Below are 19474 nucleotides of genomic sequence, written 5' to 3'. Positions count from 1 at the left end.
TGCAAGGACAGCGTCGTAAACAGCCGTGCATGCTTGCATGCAAAAGGCTGGTTAGGGCGGTGTGCTTATAGGGCGAAGCCCGGTCACTGAGATGAAGTGAGTTTACGAGCGGAATCGAAGTGACAGCATGGCTCGTTAGAGCCTGTTTCGGCTCCTGTGCCATGCCTGCATGCAAAAGGCTGGTTACGGCGGTGTGCTTATAGGGCGAAGCCCGGTCACTGAGATGAAGTGAGTTTACGAGCGGAATCGAAGTGACAGCATGGCTCGTGGAGCCTGTTGTGGGCATCGCGTCGCGCTTGCATGCAAAAGGCTGGTTAGGACAATACGGCTCGTTGAGACCCAGTCACTATAATAAAGCGAGGTATTCCTTGACATATCTTTTTCAAACCACAAAGGCAGGAACGCTGCACACTCCGCAGCTCCCTGCCTTAAAATTTTTTCTTCAGACTGCTCTCCTGCCGGTCGGCTCTGCCATGTACGTGTGGGGCGGCGGCTGGAACGAATCCGACACCGGCGCCGGACGGGAAGCCTGCACCCTCGGGGTCAGCCCGCGCTGGAAGGAGTTTGCCCAAAAACAGACCGCCTCCTATGACTACCGCACCACCCGCTATCAGATTCACGACGGGCTCGACTGCTCCGGATACGTAGGCTGGTGCATTTATAATCTTTTTCATACAACCCACTCTTCTGTCAATAGTGCCGTATCCTGCGGCTATGTCATGCCCGCACGCCGGATGGCGGCAGAATTTGCTGCCCGCGGCTGGGGAACCTTCATACCGCGCAGTCAAATAACCGCTTATCATGCCGGAGACATCATGAGTTCGCGCGGGCATGTCTGGATTGCCGTTGGACAATGCGATGACGGCAGCATCGTCCTGCTTCATTCCAGCCCGCCCGGTGTCCGTCTCTGCGGTACGCCCGGTACCGGTCACGCTTCCAATTCCCGCCATCCATCCGACACCTGCCGCACTTCCGGAAGCAGCCGCATTCCTCCTGTTCCAGATATTACCGACAGCCAGGCAATCCGTCTTGCCGGCTATTACATGCGCACATACTATCCCGACTGGTACAGCCGCTACCCGGACTGCTCCTGCGACAGCAGCTACCTTCGCGATTACGACCAGATGCGATGGGATACCTCTGGGAAAGCGGCTCTCACAGATTCAGAGGGCTTCCAGAAAATGTCCGCTTCCACCGTACTGAAAAATCTTTTTCACAATAAAACGCCATTCTCATAAGAACGCTTTCCACGAAAACACTTTCCCTAAAAACACTTTTGCTTTCCCGTACCCTCATCCCGGTTCTACATCCAGGATTTCAGATATTCCTCCACCGAGCGCGTCATTTCACGCGAAAACGCGGAATTGTATTTCCGATTACAAAATGCCTGCGCCCATTCCTCGAAACTGCGATTTTTTGTCTCTTTCTCAAACATCCGCCGAAGCTCGCTGCCCTCCCGTCTGCGATATGCATTCTCCTGCACAATATCCTCCAGCCGACAGCGCTCCGGCTTTTTGCGCTCCCTCTGCTGCTGCGTCGGATAACTAAACACCACCATTGCCGCCGGGAACACATATTCCGGAAGCTTCAGCATCTCCCGATGCAGTTCACACTGCTCCATAATATCACCAATATAGCATGAGCCAATCCCAAGGCTCTGAGCGGCAACGACTGCATTCTGTGCCGCGATCACCGCATCGCATACCGCTAACATCAGGTCTCCTGCGCCCGGTCTGCGCGGCTGTGCACCGGCCTCTGTAAATGTATCCACCCACTTCTGATAATCCGCACAGAAAATCAGCACCATCGGCGCCTTCGCAATAAACGGCTGATGGTCGCAGCTTTCCGAGAGCCTTTCCTTCACCTCCTGATCCGTAATATCCAGAATCGTATACATCTGCTGGTTTCCAGCCGTCGGCGCTTCCATTGCCGACTGCAGGATCAGCCGCTTATCTTCCGGCGATATCTGGAATTCCTCATAAACACGCGTCGACTTCCGTTCCCATAGTGATTGAATAACCTCATTCATATGTATCTTCTTCTCCTTATTTCAAAATTTTTATTTTCCATTATATACCGCTGGACTGCAGGCGTCAAATAGCATATAAAACAACAAAGGCGCTGCCGATAGATGGGAGTTTGACAGTTGAATAATAAGAAATTACCTTGCAGGCCACATAAATCCTGCGTTTTTTGCGCCAACTTTTTGTTTTATTCTATTGTATAATAAGGATTAAGAGGGTTTTTATATGAGAGTAACAACATCAAAATCAAAGAATTCGGAATCATTTTATATTACGAAAGGTTACGTCAATAACAAAGGTGTTAGTATAAGATGAACCCTGCAGGACCTGCCACCGGCAGCTTCCTTCGGATGCATGGCAACAAAATCAGCCGCAGCCCACCAAAAAACGGCGTGCCGCGGCCGGTTCTGCAGTTTTAAGAGAACGATTGTGTTATTTTGTCAGCACTTATTCTGCATAGTAAGCGTCAAGATATTTCTGGTAAATTTCCAGTGCCTCGCTGAGACCATACGCCTCAAGATCGTCCTTGAAGTCTTCCCACTGGTCATCGGTCACACCGTTCATTACCCAGTCAGACTTTGCAGCGTTGATTGTCTTTGTAATATCATCCTGTACATCTGCAAGGTCTTCTGTGTCTTCCTGACTCATGAATACATTCGGGTATACGTACTCGGTGTTCATGTCCGGTGTATAATACTCTTCGATCCAGTCCAGACGATACTGTGCGTCATCCGGGCAGGTTACATATACATCATAGTAGTCGTCCAGCACTGCCAGCGGACCGCCTACAAACTCAGCCTCACGTACTTCGATAGGAGATGCATCGCCCAGCGGAGCATGCTTCAGCATCTTTCCACCCTCTGCATTTTCGCTGAGTTCAAAGATATCATAATCGTCATCTTCGCCGTAGGTACCCCAGTTGTTCTGCGGTGACTGGAACGGGACATACATCAGGTCAAGCCACTGGCACACAAGCTCCGGATTTTCCGCAACAGCAGTCACGACGCAGCGGCCGCGCTCAAATCCGCCTGTGAAGGAACCGTTCTGCGGGGTAACATTTTTCGTATCCGCGGTCAGCGCCGGAAGAACCGTCCAGTCTGCAAGATTATCAATGTTTGCAATATCCCAGGACATACATACGCCGTAGCGTCCGGATTTTCCCTTGGATACGTAGGTAGACCAATCCTGTGTAAATGCTTCCGGATCGATCAGGCCCTCTTCATACAGCTCGTGCATCCATGCCAGACCATCCTTGAAGCCCTCCTGCGTTGCCGTACAGATAACTTCCAGATCATCAGTAACTGCGATATGTCTGCCGGTATCCGGATCTCCATAGCCCTCACCAAAGCCGTTGATCAGCAGGCAGGGATCCTGGTCATTCATAATAAAGGACATGGGGATAATGCTTCCCTCAATACCAAACTCACTCTGGAGCTTCTCTGCATTGTCGCGGAACGCAATCAGTACATCCTTAAATTCATCCACAGTTGTCGGAATTTCCAGTCCAAGGAAATCTAACCACTTCTTATTAATATAAGTCATGTTGTTGCCGACTGTCTGAATCGCAGTCTTGCCGGAGCCAAGCTGCTCAATCCACGGCAGCGCCCAGATATGTCCGTCCACGTCCGTACACATAGTTCTGTACTCCGGATACTTCTCAAATACCGCGCTGAGATTCGGCATACAGCTGTCAATATAATCCTCCAGCGGAATAATTACCTCCTGATCCGCATATCTCAGCAGGTCGCTGTCACTGAAACCTGCGGAAAATACGAAATCAGTCAGCTCAGAAATGTTTGCCATATTCAGGGCAATCTTGTCCGCCCACTGGTCGGCCTGAATAGCCGTCCACTGAATTTCCACATTTGTCTCATCCTGCAGTCTCTTAAAGATTGTGCGTTTGTTGGGATCAGATTCTGTATTAGCCGGATAGCTGATCATACCGGTAAGTGTGGTAGTCTCCGCCAGCGGAAATACGGAGCTCTCCTCTGCCATACCGGTAATGGAAAGGGAAGCTGCCATCCCTGCTGCAAGTACGCCGGCTGTCAGAACGTTAAATAATCTCTTGTTCCTGTTCATAAGTAAAATCTCCTTTCTTGTTGTAAAAGTGTTTGATTTATTTTTTACCGTACCTGTTTGGCTACGGTAATTTACATGTTATCCATCCTTTAACCCTTAACGGAGCCTGCCATAATTCCGCTGTCAAAGTATTTCTGGAAGAAGGGGTACATCACCAGCAGCGGCAGACTGGAAATAATAATTGTTGCATACTTCAGAAGCTCTGCCAGCTTGGCCCTCTCTGCCGTGCTTTGCATATCGGCGATCATCCCCGCCTCCGGCTGATTCTGGATCAGAATGGATCTGAGTACAAGCTGCAGCGGCTGCTTGGAAGCATCGTTCAAGTAAATCATGGCGTCAAAATAGCTGTTCCACATTGCCACAAACTGCCAGAGAGCCAGCACTGCAATTACCGGCGTACACACCGGAAGCAGAATTTTGAAGAAAAAGAGAACCTCACTCGCTCCGTCCACACTGGCTGCTTCTTTCAGCTCACCCGGTATTCCCTGGTAATAGGTTCTGGCAATAATCATATTCCAGACACTGAACGCACCCGGAAGAATGACCGCCCACATACTGTTCAGCAGCCCCAGCTTACTGATCAGCAAATATGTAGGGATCAGCCCGCCGCCAAAGAACATGGTAATGATAAAAATAATGTTAAAAAATCCTTTTCCTTTGAAATCCGCCCTGGACATCGGGTATGCTGCAAGCAGGGTAATTCCCACCGATACAACCGTAAAAACAACGGAGTACACTACCGCATTTTTGAATCCGACCCATATCTGCGCATTCGACATAACACGCTCATACGCAGTCAGCGTCCATTTGCTCACATCAAAGGTAATGCCCTTATTCTGCAATACGATCGGGTCCATAAAGGACGCCACCACAATATAAGTCATCGGAACAAGAATCGCCAGCACAAACAGGCCCAAAAGGATGTAACCCGCTACCAGCAGCGCCTTGTCCTGAAAAGAATATCTGGCAAATCTGCTTTTTTTCTTCATAACGCACACCTCCTATAGTCCCTTGCCGTCGTTCATCTTTGCCACGATCTTGTTAACAATAATCAGGAGTATAACATTGATGACCGTATTAAATAAACCTACTGCCGTGGAAAAGCTGTAGTCCCCGTCGATCAGACCCTTTTTATATACATAGGTGGCAATAATCTCGGAGGTTTTCAGATTCAGGTCGGTCTGCAGGGCATACGCCTTTTCAAATCCGATGCTCATGATATTTCCTGCCTGAAGGATAAACTGAATCACCACCATATCCTTGATAGCAGGCCACTCTACCGCCCTGATCTGCTGGAAAATATTCGCTCCGTCAATAACGGCCGCCTCTTTCAGATCCTGGGATGCATTGGACAGGGACGCCGTATACATGATGGAAGCCCAGCCTGCCCCCTGCCAGATACCGCTTATGATGTATATCGACCGGAACGCTTCCGGCATGGTCATAAAGTTTATCTGCGTTCCCAGAAGCATATTGATAGGTCCCGTAACCGAAAGAAAGATTCTGACAATACCGCAAAGCACGATAACCGATACAAAGTTCGGCATATACAGTACCAGCTGAATCTTCTTTTTGATTCCCTTACTCTCAATCCGGTTCAGAAGAAATGCCAGCAGAATCGGTACCGGAAATCCCCAAAGCAGACCGTATATACTCAGTTTCAGCGTGTTAACCAGATACTGCATAAAATCCGGCGATCTAAGGAAGCGTTCAAAGTGTTTCAGTCCTACCCACCTGCTTCCCAGAATACCCTTGATCGGATTATACTTCTGGAATGCAATCAGAATGCCTCCCATTGGCGCATACTTGAAAATCAGCGTCAAAGCCAGCGCCGGTAATAAAAATAGCAAATATAGCTGCCAGTGCTGCCGTACATACACCAGGGTGTTATGCGCTTTCCCCTTGTTGCTCTTTTGTCCCGCTGCCGGGACAGATTCCATTTTTGTTTTCATGAGCTCCTCCTCCCACCTTTCATTATTTTACATTTGCACAATTTTGTTTGTGTGTTTGTAAAACCGTGTCTTGTTTTTTTGTAATTTGATTATATCTCTCGTTTGTGCATTTGTCAATGTGTTTTTACATTTTTTTGCACAACTATTTTTACGTTTTTTCTGATTGCCCCATTATAATGCCGAAACATAAAAAATATGCCCTAAGAATTGGTTGTCAAATGTCCAATATTCCAGGTCTTCCGATCATAAAATGAAGCTTTTTTTCAATTTTTACATTTTTACATTTGACAAACCCGCACAACCACATTATAATAAATTGTAATATAACCACCGATTTCTATTATAAATTGTGCAAAGGAGGATATTATGGCAGGAAGAGTCACCATACAGGATATTGCCGATGCTCTCGGTGTTTCCAGAAACACCGTATCCAAGGCAATCAACAACACTGGAATCCTGGCTGATTCCACCAGAGAAAGAATTCTGCAAAAAGCAGTAGAAATGGGATATAAGCAGTTTTCCTACCTGTCTCTTGCAGGAAAACAGCAGGAACCCGCTTCGCCGCAGGCGGTCATTACAGCGCCCCTCAGCGCTCCAGAGAGTAGTTCCCCGGCAAAACCCGGCGGCACCATCGCTCTGTTCTCCACCATGCTTCTGGGAGCATCGCATTTTTCTTCCACTATGCTGGATAAAGTACAGAATGAGCTTTCCACACTGGGATACGGTCTTGTCATGCACCGGGTCACCCAGGAAAATCTGAACAGCATGACGCTGCCCAATTCTTTTCATAAGGAAGCAGCAGACGCCATCATCTGTTTTGAAATGTTTAATGCCGCCTACAGCGATATGATCTGCGAGCTTGACATGCCCGTTCTGTTTGTGGATTTTCCCGTGCACACAGACAGAGGCCCTCTGAAGGCAGACCGGCTGCTCATGGACAACCGTTCCAATATTTACGCCTTTGTAAATGAAATGGTACGCCGGGGCAAAAAGAAAATCGGTTTCATCGGGGATCATCTTCACTGTACATCCTTTTTTGAACGGTACATGGCTCTTCGGGAAGCACTGGTTATGCTGAATCTTCCTTTTTCCGACCGTTACTGCATTCTCGGACAGCCCTGCGAAAATCCTTCCTATGAAGATTACCGTGCCTACATTTTAAAACAGCTTGATGCTATGAAGGAGCTGCCGGACGTATTTATCTGCGCCAATGACTTTGTGGCCGTAGATACGCTCCAGGCACTGCGCAAGCTTGGCGTTTCGGTTCCCGGCGATGTATACCTGTGCGGATTTGACGATTCTCCGGAATCCCACATCGTCACACCGCCCCTCACCACCATTCATATCCACAGCCAGATTATGGGATTTTCGGCAGTCCACCTGCTTATTTCCCGCATCCGGAATCCGGAGCTGAATTATCGTACAATTTACACCGAGACCTCTCTGATTTACAGAGAGTCCACCGGAGATTAAGCGCACCTGTACAAGGAGGGTATTTCCATGCAGAACATTTTTAGTCCAGATAACCGCGTCATGATATTTATTACCAAAATTGTAAACAGCATGTATCTGAATATTCTCTGGTTCATATGCTGCATTCCTATTGTTACAATCGGCGCTTCCACTACCGCCCTTTTTTATGTGACTTTAAAAATGGCCAAAAATGAGGAGGGCAACGTCGGCAGGCAATTCTTCGCTGCCTTCCGTTCAAATTTCAAACAATCCACCAGGGTCTGGCTGATCATGCTGGCTGTTGGAATCGCGATGTGTATTGATGGTTACATCTTTTATCATATGCGATATACAAATGTGCTCTGGACCATCGGCACCGCTATATTTATTGTGGCGGTAGTCGCCTACGCCATCGTTGCCATGTACATATTCCCTTTAATGGCGCGCTTTGAAAATACCATCCGGGCAATGTTTATAAACTCCATTATGATTGGTATGCGTTTTCTTCTCTGCACAGCTCTGATGGCTGTGATTTACTTTGCAATGGCTGTAGTTGTCATCAATATCTTTACTCCGGCTATCATTTTCGGAGAAGGCTTCTGCGCTTTTTTGTGCTCCTACCTGCTGACCAACATTCTGGCGCAGTGCGAGCCGCGCGAAGACACGTCCGGACAGGAGTGAGGTCACAACATGAAAAAATCTGCGAAAAAAAATGCGCCCGCCTTCAAAACGCTGAAGGGGACGGCAAAAATACAGTATCTATGGGATTACTATAAACTTGAGCTTGCTGTCATCTGCATTCTTTTATACATTGCAGGATACAGTATTTACGGTCATATCACTCACAAGGATACGGTTCTGTACACCGGACTTGTCAATGTCGTGGCTGGAGACACCCTCACCGGTCAGCTTTCAGAGGATTTTCTTTCCTATATGGATATTGACACTTCGCAAAATCGCTTTGTACTTTACAGCGGATGGTTTCTCACGGATGATTCCTCCAGCGAATACTACCAGTATGCTTACGCTTCCAGAATGAAAGTACTTGCTTCCATTGACGCGCAGCAGCTTGATGTGGTACTGATGAACCGTGAGGCTTTTGACGCCTTTGCCCAGAATGGCTTTCTGTGCGATCTGGATCAGTTTCTTGCATCCGATCCGGATCTGCACAGAGCCGCCGGGCCTTATCTGGAGAGTAATATCGAAATTCTGGAAGATAATGCCCAGGAGCTGATTTATGATCCATCCCTGGAATATGTCTCCACGACACGGGAATATCCTATGGCTGTCAACCTCTCACAGACTGCGCTGATTGAAAGCGCCGGTTTTGAAGAAGATGTGTATCTGGGAGTCATCGCAAATACACCCCGCAAAGAAATGGCGGCAGATTATCTGAGGTATCTGCTTTCCGGCTCATAACCGCCGGACAGAGAATTTCTGAAAAACATAACTCCAAATCAGATGTAAAAACGAATATATCAAAACAGGGGAATCCGCCATGATATTTGCAGCAGATTCCCCTGTTCTCATACTGTTTCAGGGTCTTTTTATCTTAAGTTGTATTTTACGATGTCCATTCTTGCCTTTCCATCTGCAAAGAAGGAAATCCCCTCGGCATCCATATCGGTATAGAGGGTCGCCGTCATCACCTGGATACCGTCATTGATAAACACCTCAACACTGCACCGGTCTAAAATCATTCTCAGCTTAAGTTCTCCGCTCTCGCTGCCTTCCACCTTGCACCGGCGCTGGTGGATAATCGCTCTCCGTGACCCCGAAAATTTGCGGTCCACCTTCAGAATCGCCTCGTGCGGACGGAAGCTCAGAGCCGTGTGATATTCTTCGTTCTGCGCAAACCGAATTGCAAATTTCCTGTACAGAGCCCCGGAGGAATCCGGCCGCAGCGTAATTTCCATGTCCACCCGGCGCCCGCTGATTTTCTCCAGACGGACCACGTCACTCACTGCAACATCCTTATACTCTACCCGGTCGCAGCGCAGCATATCCAGTTCCCGGACAGGCGTCTGGATCAAGCGCCCTTCCTTCACCGACAGCTCTCTTGGAAGACTCATCTGCCCGAACCAGGTCTGAGAGGGCTTCCGCAGCGTGCAGGTATCCCAGTTCTGCATCCAGCCTATCATAACCCGGCGTCCATCGGGAGTGAGCACTGTCTGGGGCGCATAAAAGTCAATACCGTAGTCCACCGACTGATTATACTGCTCTGTAAACGTATCTGTCTCTTCATCGTAATCGCCGATCAGACACAGCGTTCCGTTTCCATTGTGGTACTCAAAGCCCTGGGGCAGCATATCCTGGGGGCTAACAAGAAGCACCTGTTTTCCATCCAGCGAAAAGAAATCCGGGCATTCCCACATTTTTCCAAAACGATTCCGGTTCTCGATCAACACCTTATCAAATTTCCAGTTAAAAGCATCTTTACTCTTAAACAACAGAATCTGTCCGCTGCCGTCCGCCGGCCGGTTTCCGGTGATACAGCAATAAGTGCCGTCCGCCTTTCTCCAGAGCTTAGGGTCGCGGAAATCCGCTCTGCTGCATCCCTCCGGCAGATCATTCCCGTCCAGTACAGGATTTCCCTCATACTTTTCATAATCCATGCCGTCTCCGATAGCCAGGCACTGGGTCTGCAGCTCTTCTTTTCCTTCTCCCATGTATGGATTCTTCATCACACCCGTATACATCAGCAGATGCCTTCCGTCCGGAAGCTCTATGGCATTGCCGCTAAAGCAGCCCCCGATATCGTAGGGAGTATCCGGTGCCAGTACCGCCGGAAGATATTCCCAATGCAGCAAATCATTACTTACTGCATGACCCCAATGCATGGGACCCCAATAAGGCGCATAGGGATAATACTGGTAGAACATATGATACTGATTCTTGTAATAGCAAAAGCCGTTCGGGTCATTCATCCAGCCAACACGGGTAGCCAGGTGAAAATCCGGTCTCTCTTCCGGCACAAGCAGCCTTTCCATTGCTTCCTCATACTTTCTTGCTTCGCGCAAAGTCTGACTGTTCATTTTGTACCTCCTGTTTTTACGTTTGCACATTCTTATACTAAAAATATAACATTTTTTAGTCTTTTAGTCAATGATTGTTTTACATTTGCATAAATTCAGTTTGGCAAACAAATGCTCCGGAATTTAACAATTGAATAATCGAAAAGCCCTAAAACGCAGGCCGCATAAAGCCTGCGTTTTAGGGTTTTTATCGGTGACTGGTGATGTTTACAAATCGGCTTTCTGTTTTTTTACCACTGGTATCCAGACTTCATACTGCGCATTTTGCGGATCCGGGTTTAAATAAACCTCCACATCGGGTGCATCTCCATACTCATATCCCGAAGTTGGCAGCCATTCTGTCACGATACGGCGCTCCAGCTCCTGGATAGACTGATTTGTCCCCTCTCCGGGAAACACCGCCCAGGTAGCCGCCGGAACAATGTATTCTTCAAGGTCATTTTTTTCCTGTGAAGTAGATACCGCAATATAGTATCTCCATGGTTCCGTATCATTGCAGGTGCTGATGCCCAGAACGCCCATAGGCGGGGTATCCATCATGCCGATCAGCCTCTGCAGAGTCCCGTTCATGGAGATCTCCTCCCACTTTGGCGGTATCACCGCAAAATTTTTCTCAATATCCTTATGCAGCGGCACGGATACACCCACAATACGAAACGCTTCTTTCGTTTCAATCCGATAGTTCATCTCTTCCACTCCTTTTACCGTTATTTTAAACCGGACAGGAGGAAAGGCTTTTACCGTTACCCCTTCATTTTTTACAACAGACGGGGCGATTCCGTGGACAGACTGAAAAGCTCTGTTAAATGCGGTGGGTGAATTATAGCCGTATTTTCCTGCCGCATCAATGATTTTCATGTGTCTGCTCTGTAAATCTACGGCCGCCAGCGACATCTTCCTCCTGCGGATATATTCCGCTAAAGGCACCCCCGCCATGTAAGCAAACATACGCTGAAAATGATACGAAGAACAGCAGGCAATCTGCCCGAGCTTCTCATAACCAATTTCCTCTGTTAAGTGTTTTTCAATATAATCCATCGCATCATTCAGTCTCTCTATCCATTCCATAACCCGTTATCCTCCTGACATCTCACAGTATATTACTCTGCTTTTTTCCTCTTAATCTCTGTACCAAAAAGAGAGGCTGGCATGAATGCGTCTTTACCTCCGCTCCTTCTATCATCATTGTATGACGCAGCACATAACCTGTCAAACAAAAATTTCTTTCAAAAAAGCCTATTCTATAATGGGCAGTCCACCTCCACGTTCGCGGGCGTCCTGATCTCGTAGATCACCTCGTCTCCATCGTATCGCCAGCCGCTGACGATTTCTCCCACGGGTGACTGATAGACGGCGCGCGCGTACTGCAGAGCCTTGTTAGGATGGGGTTTGATGGTAATCTTGCCGTCCTGCAGATGAATACCGCAGACGCCCTCGAACAGCCAGCCGCAGACCGCGCCGTAAGAATAGTGGTTGAGGGACGCCTTCACCTCGCCTTTTTCATTAATGCCGTCCCAGTTTTCCCAGATGGTCGTCGCGCCCTTTTTCACGGCATAAAGCCAGCCTGGCATCGTATCCTGCAGAAGCAGGCGGTAGGCGGTTTCCGTATAACCGTAGTCCGCCAGCGCCCCGCACAGGGAGGGCGTTGAGAGAAATCCGGTGTTCAAATGATAATCTGCGGCTTTCACCAGCTCATTTAAATCTGCCGCCGCCTGCTTTTTCTCCTCCTCATCGAGCAGATCAAAGGCGATCGCGCGCACATAATCCGCCTGGCGGTCGGATGTGATCCTGCCGTTTTCCGTAGCAATAAAGCGGTAAGCCCGCTTCGCGTTTTCTGCAATTTTACCGTAGCGCTTCGCATCCTCCGCTTTGCCGAGAATCGCCGCGATCTCCGAAAGCAGCCGCCCGGAATATGCATAGTATGCCGTTGCGATCTTACTCTGCGGCTTACCCATCACATTTGTTGATTCCACATCCGGCTCGCACCACTCGCCGTAATCCACACCAGTCTCAATGGTGTATTCCGCGTATGGATTCTGCGGCGCGCCGCCCATCCGGGCAAGCATTTTCTGCATCATCTCTTCCAGCTGCTCCTTTGGCATATGCTCCAGCATTGCCCGATACTGCTGCGGTATCTGTGAGATATCCGGCTTCGCAGGCTCTCCCTTCTGCGCGGCGCGCCGCTGCAAAAACTCATACCAGCGCTGCATCATCTCATAGTTTTCCTCCAGGATCCGCTTATCCCCGCAGCGCTTATACAGTGTGTACGGCACGAGGATGCAGGCGTCGCCCCAGCCGACAGAGCCAGCGAGCAGGTTGGAAAAGAAGCCGGGCTGATTGTTTGGCGGCGCAATATTTGCAATCTTTCCATCGTCGTGCTGCGCCAGGCGACACTCTGCCAGCCACTTGCGGATAACCGGATAGCAGTCCTCGAGAAAAATCCCGGTGTCCGCAAAAACGCCCATATCGCCAGTCCATGCTGCGCGCTCTCTTGTCGGGCAATCCGTCGGCACATCACAAAAATTGGATTTCTGACTCCAGATACTGTTTTTTACAAGCTGATTGACCGCCTCATTGGAGCAGGTAAAGGTGCCAAGCTGCTCCATCTGCGAGTACACCGCTATCGAGGTAAATTTTGCGCAGCTCAGATCAATCTTCGTATCCACCCTGGCATAGCGAAAGCCCCAGATGGTGAATTTTGACTTATAATGATTTTTTCCCTCGCGGCAGATAAACGTGACGCGCTGATGCGTGCCGCCCTCCTTGTGGCGCTTCCGGTCCTGGAAATTTTCCTGTGTGAAATTTCCGTTTTCATCCAGCGTCTCGCCGTGTGTCAGAACGATTTTATCCCCTGCATGGGCGTCCAGCGTAAACTCCACATAACCTGCCAGATTTTGTCCGTAGTCGATCACCGTCTCGCCGTTCGGTGTTTTGATGATTTTTCCTTCGAAGCGCTCCCGCTCCACGATCGGCACACAGTTTGAGCAGGCCAGCTTCTCCACGCCAAAATCCTCAACCTTTACCGCATGATACCCGTCGATCACCTCTATGGAGGCGTCCACCACCTCGCCCTGCTGCATATCGTTCTCGCGGATCGGTCCGCACTGAGACGCCTGCCAGCTTTCGTCGGAAATGCAGACCGCCTTCCCATCTACCTCAAGCTGAAAATACAGCGCAATATCCTCGCCGTACAGATTGCGGTCGCCGTCCACGCCAGACACGCTGCGGTACCAGCCGTCTCCCAGGATCACCTGCACTTCGTTGACGCCCTCTTTTACAAGCTCCGTCACGTCGATGGTCTGGTACGCCAGCCTTTTTTCATAATTATATGTGCCCGGCGCCAGCACAAACGCTCCCGCCCGGCTTCCATTGATATACGCCTCATACAAACCGTGGCAGGTAATATAGAGCCGCGCGCTTTCCCCCTTCGGCGCTGTGAACGTGGTTTTCAGATAGCTCGCCGGTTTGTGCGCCTGCGGATCGCAGGTAAGCTCCGGATTGATCCACTTTGCAACAAAATCCGTTTTCTCAAGCAATCCCATCTCAAAATACGCCGTGTCGCTCCATTCTCCTGCGGTTTCCGTCTCATCCCAGAGGCGCACCCGCCAGAAAACGCGCTGCCGGCTTTTCGCTCCAATGTCCGGCAGTACATGCATGACGTCCGAAGGCACCCTCCCGCTGCTCCACAGAAGCCGTCCGCCGCAGACCGCCTCGATCTCATACGCCGTTTGCTTTCTGCCGCCCTCGCAGTTCCACGACAGATACGGGCGCACAATATCAATGCCGATCGGATTTACCATATGCTCCGTTCGCAGGTTTACCGCTCTCATAGCTTCACCGTCTCCCCTCTCGTAATGCCGTTTTCATTGTAGGCATCCACGCGGACAAAATACTCCTGCTCCTTTACCAGCGCGCCGATCCGCTTCTCGATGACCGCGTCGCGTTTTTCCTGCACGTCTGCTGCCTCCCGGTAAATCTGATAACTGTGATACAGCTTTTCTTTTTGATGTCCCCAGAGAATATTGTAGCCGACAGCGTCCGCCCTGCCTTCGATCTTTGCGAGGATATCCAGACCGTCCGCGCTTCTTTTTACCGAAAATTCCGGCGCCTGCGGCTTTTCCCCGCCGCCAGTGCCAAATACGCGCAGCCCGGAAATGCACGGCGTCACATGATAAGGGATTTCCAGGATCGTCAGGCGGATGTATCTTACGGCGATTCCCTCCTCGCGGACAATAAAGTCGTGCGGAAGGTCGCTTACCGCCTGCGACTTATCCTCAATCACAAAGTATTCCTTTCCGTCTGCGGAGCCCTCCAGCAGCCAGCGCGTGCGCAGGTCGCGCTCCTCGATATAGCGCGGCTGCGTGAGCGTTCCGCGAATTTCTCCCGGCGGATCGATTGGGAGCGCATCGTCAGCAAAATTAATCTGGATCGCACGCACGTCCATCACCCTTGTCAGATCAATCTGCAGCCACTGTCCGCTGTCAGCGCTGCCTGCACGCCACCAGCTTTTTGCATCCTCGTTGACCGCCTTATCCGCACCCTTTCCCTCCGCCTCCGAAGAAGCCATTGCCGGACATCCATAATTGAGCAGGTACCACTGCGGCTCCTGCCATGGATCGGTACAGCCCTCGTCCACGGCAACCGGCCAGTCCCCGTAATTCTGATTGCAGAACAGCTCGCCGTCCGCGTCAAAACCAGCACGCCAGATACCCACGCGGCGCTCAAACTGATGGTTCACGCTGATGCGCATAGTAGAAGCGTGCCAGAGGTTTCCCTGCAGGTCCCGCATCGTGGAGCCATGTCCCGCGCCAGGCATATAGCCGCCCGGATGATAGGAAAACGGATTATTTTTCGCCAGCTTAAACGGACCGAGAGGCGAATCCGCCACATAAACGCCATCCGCGTACACATTGTACTCCGTGCCCGGGCAGGCGTACTGCAGATAATATTTTCCGTCATGCCTGTCCATCCATGGTCCCTCGATAAACGGACGTCTGGTAAACATCCCGCGTATCTGCGGAAGATACTGCTGCGGAAGCTGTTCCACTGGTATACCACCCTGCTTCACAAAGCCCCGGAACATCTGCTCCACCTCTTCCTCGCTGCGCGGAAACTCGCAGTTGTCCACGCCCATCCGCTCATAGCCGCGCGCAAAACCGTCCCCGGACAGCAATTCTACGTGCTCTGTTTTCGGAAGCATCGTCTCCGGCTCCAGCTCGACGCCCCAGACGGGCGTGATATTCGAGCAGCCCCAGTAAAAATAAATTTTTCCGTCGTCGTCAAAAAACAGATTCGGATCCCAGAAATCAAAGGTTCCCTTTATTTCCTCATAAGGTCCGTTTAAGATATCCCTCGTCCGGTAATAATTACAGTTCTCGCCCTTTTTCGATGCGCAGAAATACACATATTCCCCGCACACGCGCGCATCCGGCGCATAATCGTAAAGCGGCAGGTTCTCCGGCAGTCTGTGCGCCTGCCAGTTTACCATATCCTCCGACACCCACACGCTTAAATTCATGGACGCAAAGATATAATATTTCCCCTTAAACGCGATCATGGTCGGATCGGCACCCTCGCGGTCGATCTGAAGCTTTCCGTGCTGGCGCGGATCCATATTAAACTGATAGCGGTAAGGCACATTGATTGGATTACAATAATATTTCATCGCGCTTCCTCCTGCAGGCTTCCCAGATATGCAAGGCTTGGCTTCGCCATTCTCTCCTGTGTTTCACGGTTCACAGAGATCAGCCCGAACGTCATGCTGTAGCCCTTCTGCCACTCAAAATTATCCATCAAAGACCAGTACATATAGCCCTTTACAGGGATGCCGTCGCGGATGCACGCCGCCACGCCGTCGGTCGCTTTTCCGATAAAATCCACGCGCAGCGCATCGTCCTCCACCGCAATTCCGTTTTCCGTTACGATGATCGGAATATCCAGCTCCTTTGCCACCCTGCGGATGCAGTTTTCCAGCGCCTGCGGATATATCTCATAATCCATCTGCGTAAGAGGAGCGCCCTCCGGCGCCGCGCAGATGCCGTCGGCGTCATAAACGGAGCGCGTGTAATTCTGCAGCCCAAAGAAATCATCGTCTTTTATGTACGGAACATAGTGCGAAAATTCCGATTCCCACTCTTTCGCAGCGTTTTTCTCGCCGCCCTCCTTTGCCTGGATATCATGCAGGGAAAGCGTAATGCCGACCTGCAGCTTCGGATTGACTTCCTTGATCGCTTTTTTGGCCGCCTGGTGCGCCCGCACCACCAGCAGATCGCCCTCCGGCGTTCTCGCGCTCACAAACACCTGCGGCGTCGCCGTGCCGAACACCTCCATATTTTCCGTGCTCTGCTTCTGCATATTTTCCATCATCTTCTGCATGTTCAGGCCAACCTGCACGCTGCCCTCTACATCTTTAGCAGCCTCCTTAACGGAATTTGCCTGCTGCATTCTTGCCATCATCTGCTTTTTGAAGCGATCGGAGATCGCCGCGATCTGCAGTCCCATATTCGCCTCGTTGATGGTGCAGACATAATGCATATAACTGCCGAGCTTTTCTACTACATAACGGCAGTAGTTGGCAAACAGCCCGATCGTCTCCTCATTTTCCCAACCGCCTTTTTCGATCAGCCATTTGGGGGAGGTGAAATGCATGAGCGTCACAAACGGCTCGATGCCATTTTCCCTGCAGCACTCCAGCACCCTGCGGTAATGTCCGATCTCCGCCTCGTCATACTGCCCCTGCACCGGCTCAATCCGCGCCCACTCGATAGAAAAACGATAGGCATTCAGCCCCGCCTCCGCCATCATTTTGATATCCTCCTCGTAGCGGTGATAATGGTCCACCGCCTCCAGAGACGGCTCTGCAAAGCTGGAGTACTGCATATGCTCCATTGCCCAATAATCGCTGTGGATATTGTTTCCCTCTACCTGGTGCGCCGCCGTCGCCGCACCTGTCAAAAACCCTTTCTGAAATTTGCTCATGTCTGTCTCCTCCTTCTACTACTACAATGTATTTATGGTTAATACCCCTTACAGCCAGTAAGGAATTACCCATCTTGTTGCTTAAGCTGTTAGAATGAGTAAGGCAATAGGTCTGGCCACCTTCTACTAGGACTTTACGTCCGTAATTTAGTCAGCCAACCAGCCCTCATTCGCAGCATTCGTTTTACGCAGGTTGAACCCACAGGCGTTCGTGTGATACCCAGTAGATTGAACAGGCAATGAGTAAATCTGGTATTGACCATTGCTGATTCATTGTAAAGGAGTATCCATTATGAACGCTGTTGGTATTGATGTTTCCAAAGGCAAGAGCACTGTTACCATCCGCAGGCCTGGCGACGTTGTCCTGATGCCTCCCCGCGACATTCCCCATACACAGTCCGCTATCAACGGACTGATCGGGCAGATAAAGGAGCTTGACGGGGAGACGAAGGTCTGCATGGAGCACACCGGAAGGTACTACGAGCCGGTCGCCATGTGGCTTTCTGACGCCGGTATCTTTGTTAGCGCCGTAAACCCCATTCTCATCAGGAACTTCGGGGATGATTCCCTGCGCACTCCAAAGACCGACAAAGCGGATTCCAAAAAAATCGCACGCTATACTCTTGACCGCTGGGCAAAACTGAAGCAATATGGAATCATGGATAAAACACGCAACCAATTAAAAACCATGAACCGACAGTTCGGCTTCTATATGGCACAGAAAACTGCCATGAAAAACAATCTTATTGCCCTGCTTGACCAGACTTATCCGGGTGCTAATGACTTCTTTGACAGCCCTGCGCGCAGCGATGGCAGCCAGAAATGGGTGGATTTTGTCCATACCTACTGGCATGTGGACTGTGTCCGCTCCAGGTCGCCGGAAGCCTTCAAAAAGCATTACCAGAACTGGTGCAAACGCAAAGGTTATAATTTCAGCGCACAGAAAGCGGAAAATATCTACCATGCCTCTTCTGACCTGATCGCCGTATTTCCAAAAGATGACAACACAAAAATGCTCATCTGGCAGGCTGTGGCAATGCTTAATACTGCTTCCCGGACAGTAGAATCCCTCCGTCTGGAAATGGATAAGGCTGCTTCCGCGCTGCCGGAATATCCGGTTGTTCTGGCTATGGATGGTGTCGGGCCTACCCTCGGTCCCCAGCTCATGTCTGAGATCGGGGATGTGACACGGTTTACACACCGCGGGGCTCTGACTGCTTTTGCCGGCGTTGACCCCGGAAAGGATGATTCCGGGCAGCGCATCCGTAAAAGTGTGCCTACCACAAAGAAAGGCTCGCCGTATCTGCGCAAAACCCTGTTCCAGATCATGGACGGGCTCATCAAACGTTCCCCTGCTGACGATCCCGTTTACGCCTTTATGGATAAAAAACGGGCGCAGGGCAAACCTTATTACGTCTACATGACCGCTGGTGCGAACAAATTTCTCCGTATTTATTACGGGCGGGTAAAGGAATATCTTGCCTCACTGCCCCAGACATCCGACACGGAGGCGGAGAAGGATGGAATATAAAACATATCCCTGCGAGGTAAATTTCAGATATCTCGTCCTCAAAGGCGTGCCTGTTGTGGCTGGTTTTTTCTCCGAGAAAGACGCGGCGGATTATGCCCTGTCCATTGGAGGAACCGTCATAAAAGCGAACGAAAATCCACGCAATGCCGGAAGGATACCGAAATTCTCTGACCGCGAGAAAGATGCTATCAGAGAATGTATCGCACAAGGAATTCCCATGCGTCGTATTGCCCGGGAATTCCGATGTTCTGTAGGCTATGTTCAAAAATTAAAATGTGAACATCCCTTATAGGTGGCACAATATATGGCTTCCTTTTTTCTTAAGCCAGCGTAAACCGGTGGCTTAACGTTTATGCCCTAATTTCAACCTGTATAAAATTTTCAAAGTTCATCAATTTCTGCTTGACTTTTTATTTGCAGACT

15 protein-coding genes are annotated in these 19474 nt (G+C 50.1%); 6 read left to right on the top strand and 9 right to left on the bottom strand.

Annotated features, from left to right (window positions below; translation table 11 throughout):
- Positions 1-368: 368 nt before the first annotated feature.
- Complete coding sequence (locus ACLU9Q_RS04390) at positions 369-1238, top strand: hypothetical protein (RefSeq protein WP_296831082.1); 870 nt, start codon at positions 369-371, stop codon at positions 1236-1238.
- Positions 1239-1303: 65 nt separating this feature from the next.
- Here the strand turns inward: ACLU9Q_RS04390 and ACLU9Q_RS04385 are convergent, their stop codons facing one another.
- From ACLU9Q_RS04385 to ACLU9Q_RS04370, 4 genes are all read right to left on the bottom strand, one after another.
- Positions 1304-2029 (bottom strand): nitroreductase family protein, encoded by a 726-nt coding sequence (locus tag ACLU9Q_RS04385; protein ID WP_412624686.1) that lies wholly within the window; start codon positions 2027-2029, stop codon positions 1304-1306.
- A gap of 442 nt (positions 2030-2471) precedes the next feature.
- Positions 2472-4046, bottom strand: coding sequence for an extracellular solute-binding protein (locus tag ACLU9Q_RS04380; RefSeq protein WP_298515530.1), 1575 nt, complete (start codon positions 4044-4046; stop codon positions 2472-2474).
- Between the two features lie 146 nt (positions 4047-4192).
- Positions 4193-5092 carry a carbohydrate ABC transporter permease gene (locus tag ACLU9Q_RS04375; RefSeq protein WP_296831086.1) on the bottom strand — a complete coding sequence of 300 codons (900 nt, stop codon included), beginning with the start codon at positions 5090-5092 and terminating at the stop codon, positions 4193-4195.
- 12 nt (positions 5093-5104) lie between these two features.
- Positions 5105-6043 carry an ABC transporter permease gene (locus ACLU9Q_RS04370; protein ID WP_334295188.1) on the bottom strand — a complete coding sequence of 313 codons (939 nt, stop codon included), beginning with the start codon at positions 6041-6043 and terminating at the stop codon, positions 5105-5107.
- Between the two features lie 378 nt (positions 6044-6421).
- Here ACLU9Q_RS04370 and ACLU9Q_RS04365 point away from each other — a divergent pair, with 378 nt between their 5' ends.
- Genes ACLU9Q_RS04365 through ACLU9Q_RS04355 form a run of 3 tightly spaced genes read left to right on the top strand, consistent with a single transcriptional unit; the run spans position 6422 to position 8926 of the window.
- Positions 6422-7528 carry a LacI family DNA-binding transcriptional regulator gene (locus tag ACLU9Q_RS04365; protein WP_296831089.1) on the top strand — a complete coding sequence of 369 codons (1107 nt, stop codon included), beginning with the start codon at positions 6422-6424 and terminating at the stop codon, positions 7526-7528.
- A gap of 27 nt (positions 7529-7555) precedes the next feature.
- Positions 7556-8188 (top strand): YesL family protein, encoded by a 633-nt coding sequence (locus ACLU9Q_RS04360; protein WP_296831091.1) that lies wholly within the window; start codon positions 7556-7558, stop codon positions 8186-8188.
- A gap of 9 nt (positions 8189-8197) precedes the next feature.
- Positions 8198-8926: a hypothetical protein gene (locus ACLU9Q_RS04355; protein ID WP_296831092.1), complete on the top strand. Its 729-nt coding sequence runs from the start codon at positions 8198-8200 to the stop codon at positions 8924-8926.
- Between the two features lie 128 nt (positions 8927-9054).
- Here ACLU9Q_RS04355 and ACLU9Q_RS04350 read toward each other — a convergent pair whose 3' ends face one another.
- From ACLU9Q_RS04350 to ACLU9Q_RS04330, 5 genes are all read right to left on the bottom strand, one after another.
- Entirely contained in the window at positions 9055-10542 is a 1488-nt protein-coding gene (locus ACLU9Q_RS04350; RefSeq protein WP_296831094.1) for a glycoside hydrolase family 32 protein, read from the bottom strand.
- A gap of 207 nt (positions 10543-10749) precedes the next feature.
- Complete coding sequence (locus ACLU9Q_RS04345) at positions 10750-11610, bottom strand: AraC family transcriptional regulator (RefSeq protein ID WP_296831095.1); 861 nt, start codon at positions 11608-11610, stop codon at positions 10750-10752.
- Positions 11611-11783: 173 nt separating this feature from the next.
- Positions 11784-14372, bottom strand: coding sequence for a family 78 glycoside hydrolase catalytic domain (locus ACLU9Q_RS04340; RefSeq protein ID WP_296831098.1), 2589 nt, complete (start codon positions 14370-14372; stop codon positions 11784-11786).
- Positions 14369-16207, bottom strand: a complete 1839-nt coding sequence (locus ACLU9Q_RS04335) for a family 43 glycosylhydrolase (protein ID WP_296831100.1) — start codon at positions 16205-16207, stop codon at positions 14369-14371. Before ACLU9Q_RS04335 ends, ACLU9Q_RS04340 begins: the two co-directional genes overlap by 4 nt.
- Entirely contained in the window at positions 16204-17520 is a 1317-nt protein-coding gene (locus tag ACLU9Q_RS04330; RefSeq protein ID WP_296831102.1) for a glycoside hydrolase family 1 protein, read from the bottom strand. The genes ACLU9Q_RS04335 and ACLU9Q_RS04330 overlap by 4 nt, the downstream gene beginning before the upstream one ends.
- Before the next feature lie 292 nt (positions 17521-17812).
- Between ACLU9Q_RS04330 and ACLU9Q_RS04325 the strand changes: the two genes are divergently transcribed.
- Both ACLU9Q_RS04325 and ACLU9Q_RS04320 read left to right on the top strand, forming a co-directional pair.
- Entirely contained in the window at positions 17813-19051 is a 1239-nt protein-coding gene (locus tag ACLU9Q_RS04325; RefSeq protein ID WP_412624635.1) for an IS110 family transposase, read from the top strand.
- Positions 19041-19343: a hypothetical protein gene (locus ACLU9Q_RS04320; protein ID WP_296928017.1), complete on the top strand. Its 303-nt coding sequence runs from the start codon at positions 19041-19043 to the stop codon at positions 19341-19343. The genes ACLU9Q_RS04325 and ACLU9Q_RS04320 overlap by 11 nt, the downstream gene beginning before the upstream one ends.
- The last annotated feature ends 131 nt before the right edge of the window (positions 19344-19474 follow it).

This window comes from Marvinbryantia sp., assembly GCF_047017445.1.
In the GTDB taxonomy this organism is placed as follows: domain Bacteria; phylum Bacillota; class Clostridia; order Lachnospirales; family Lachnospiraceae; genus Marvinbryantia.
The sequence above is the reverse complement of the archived record's forward strand: the minus strand, read 5'-3'. Positions and strand labels throughout refer to the sequence as shown.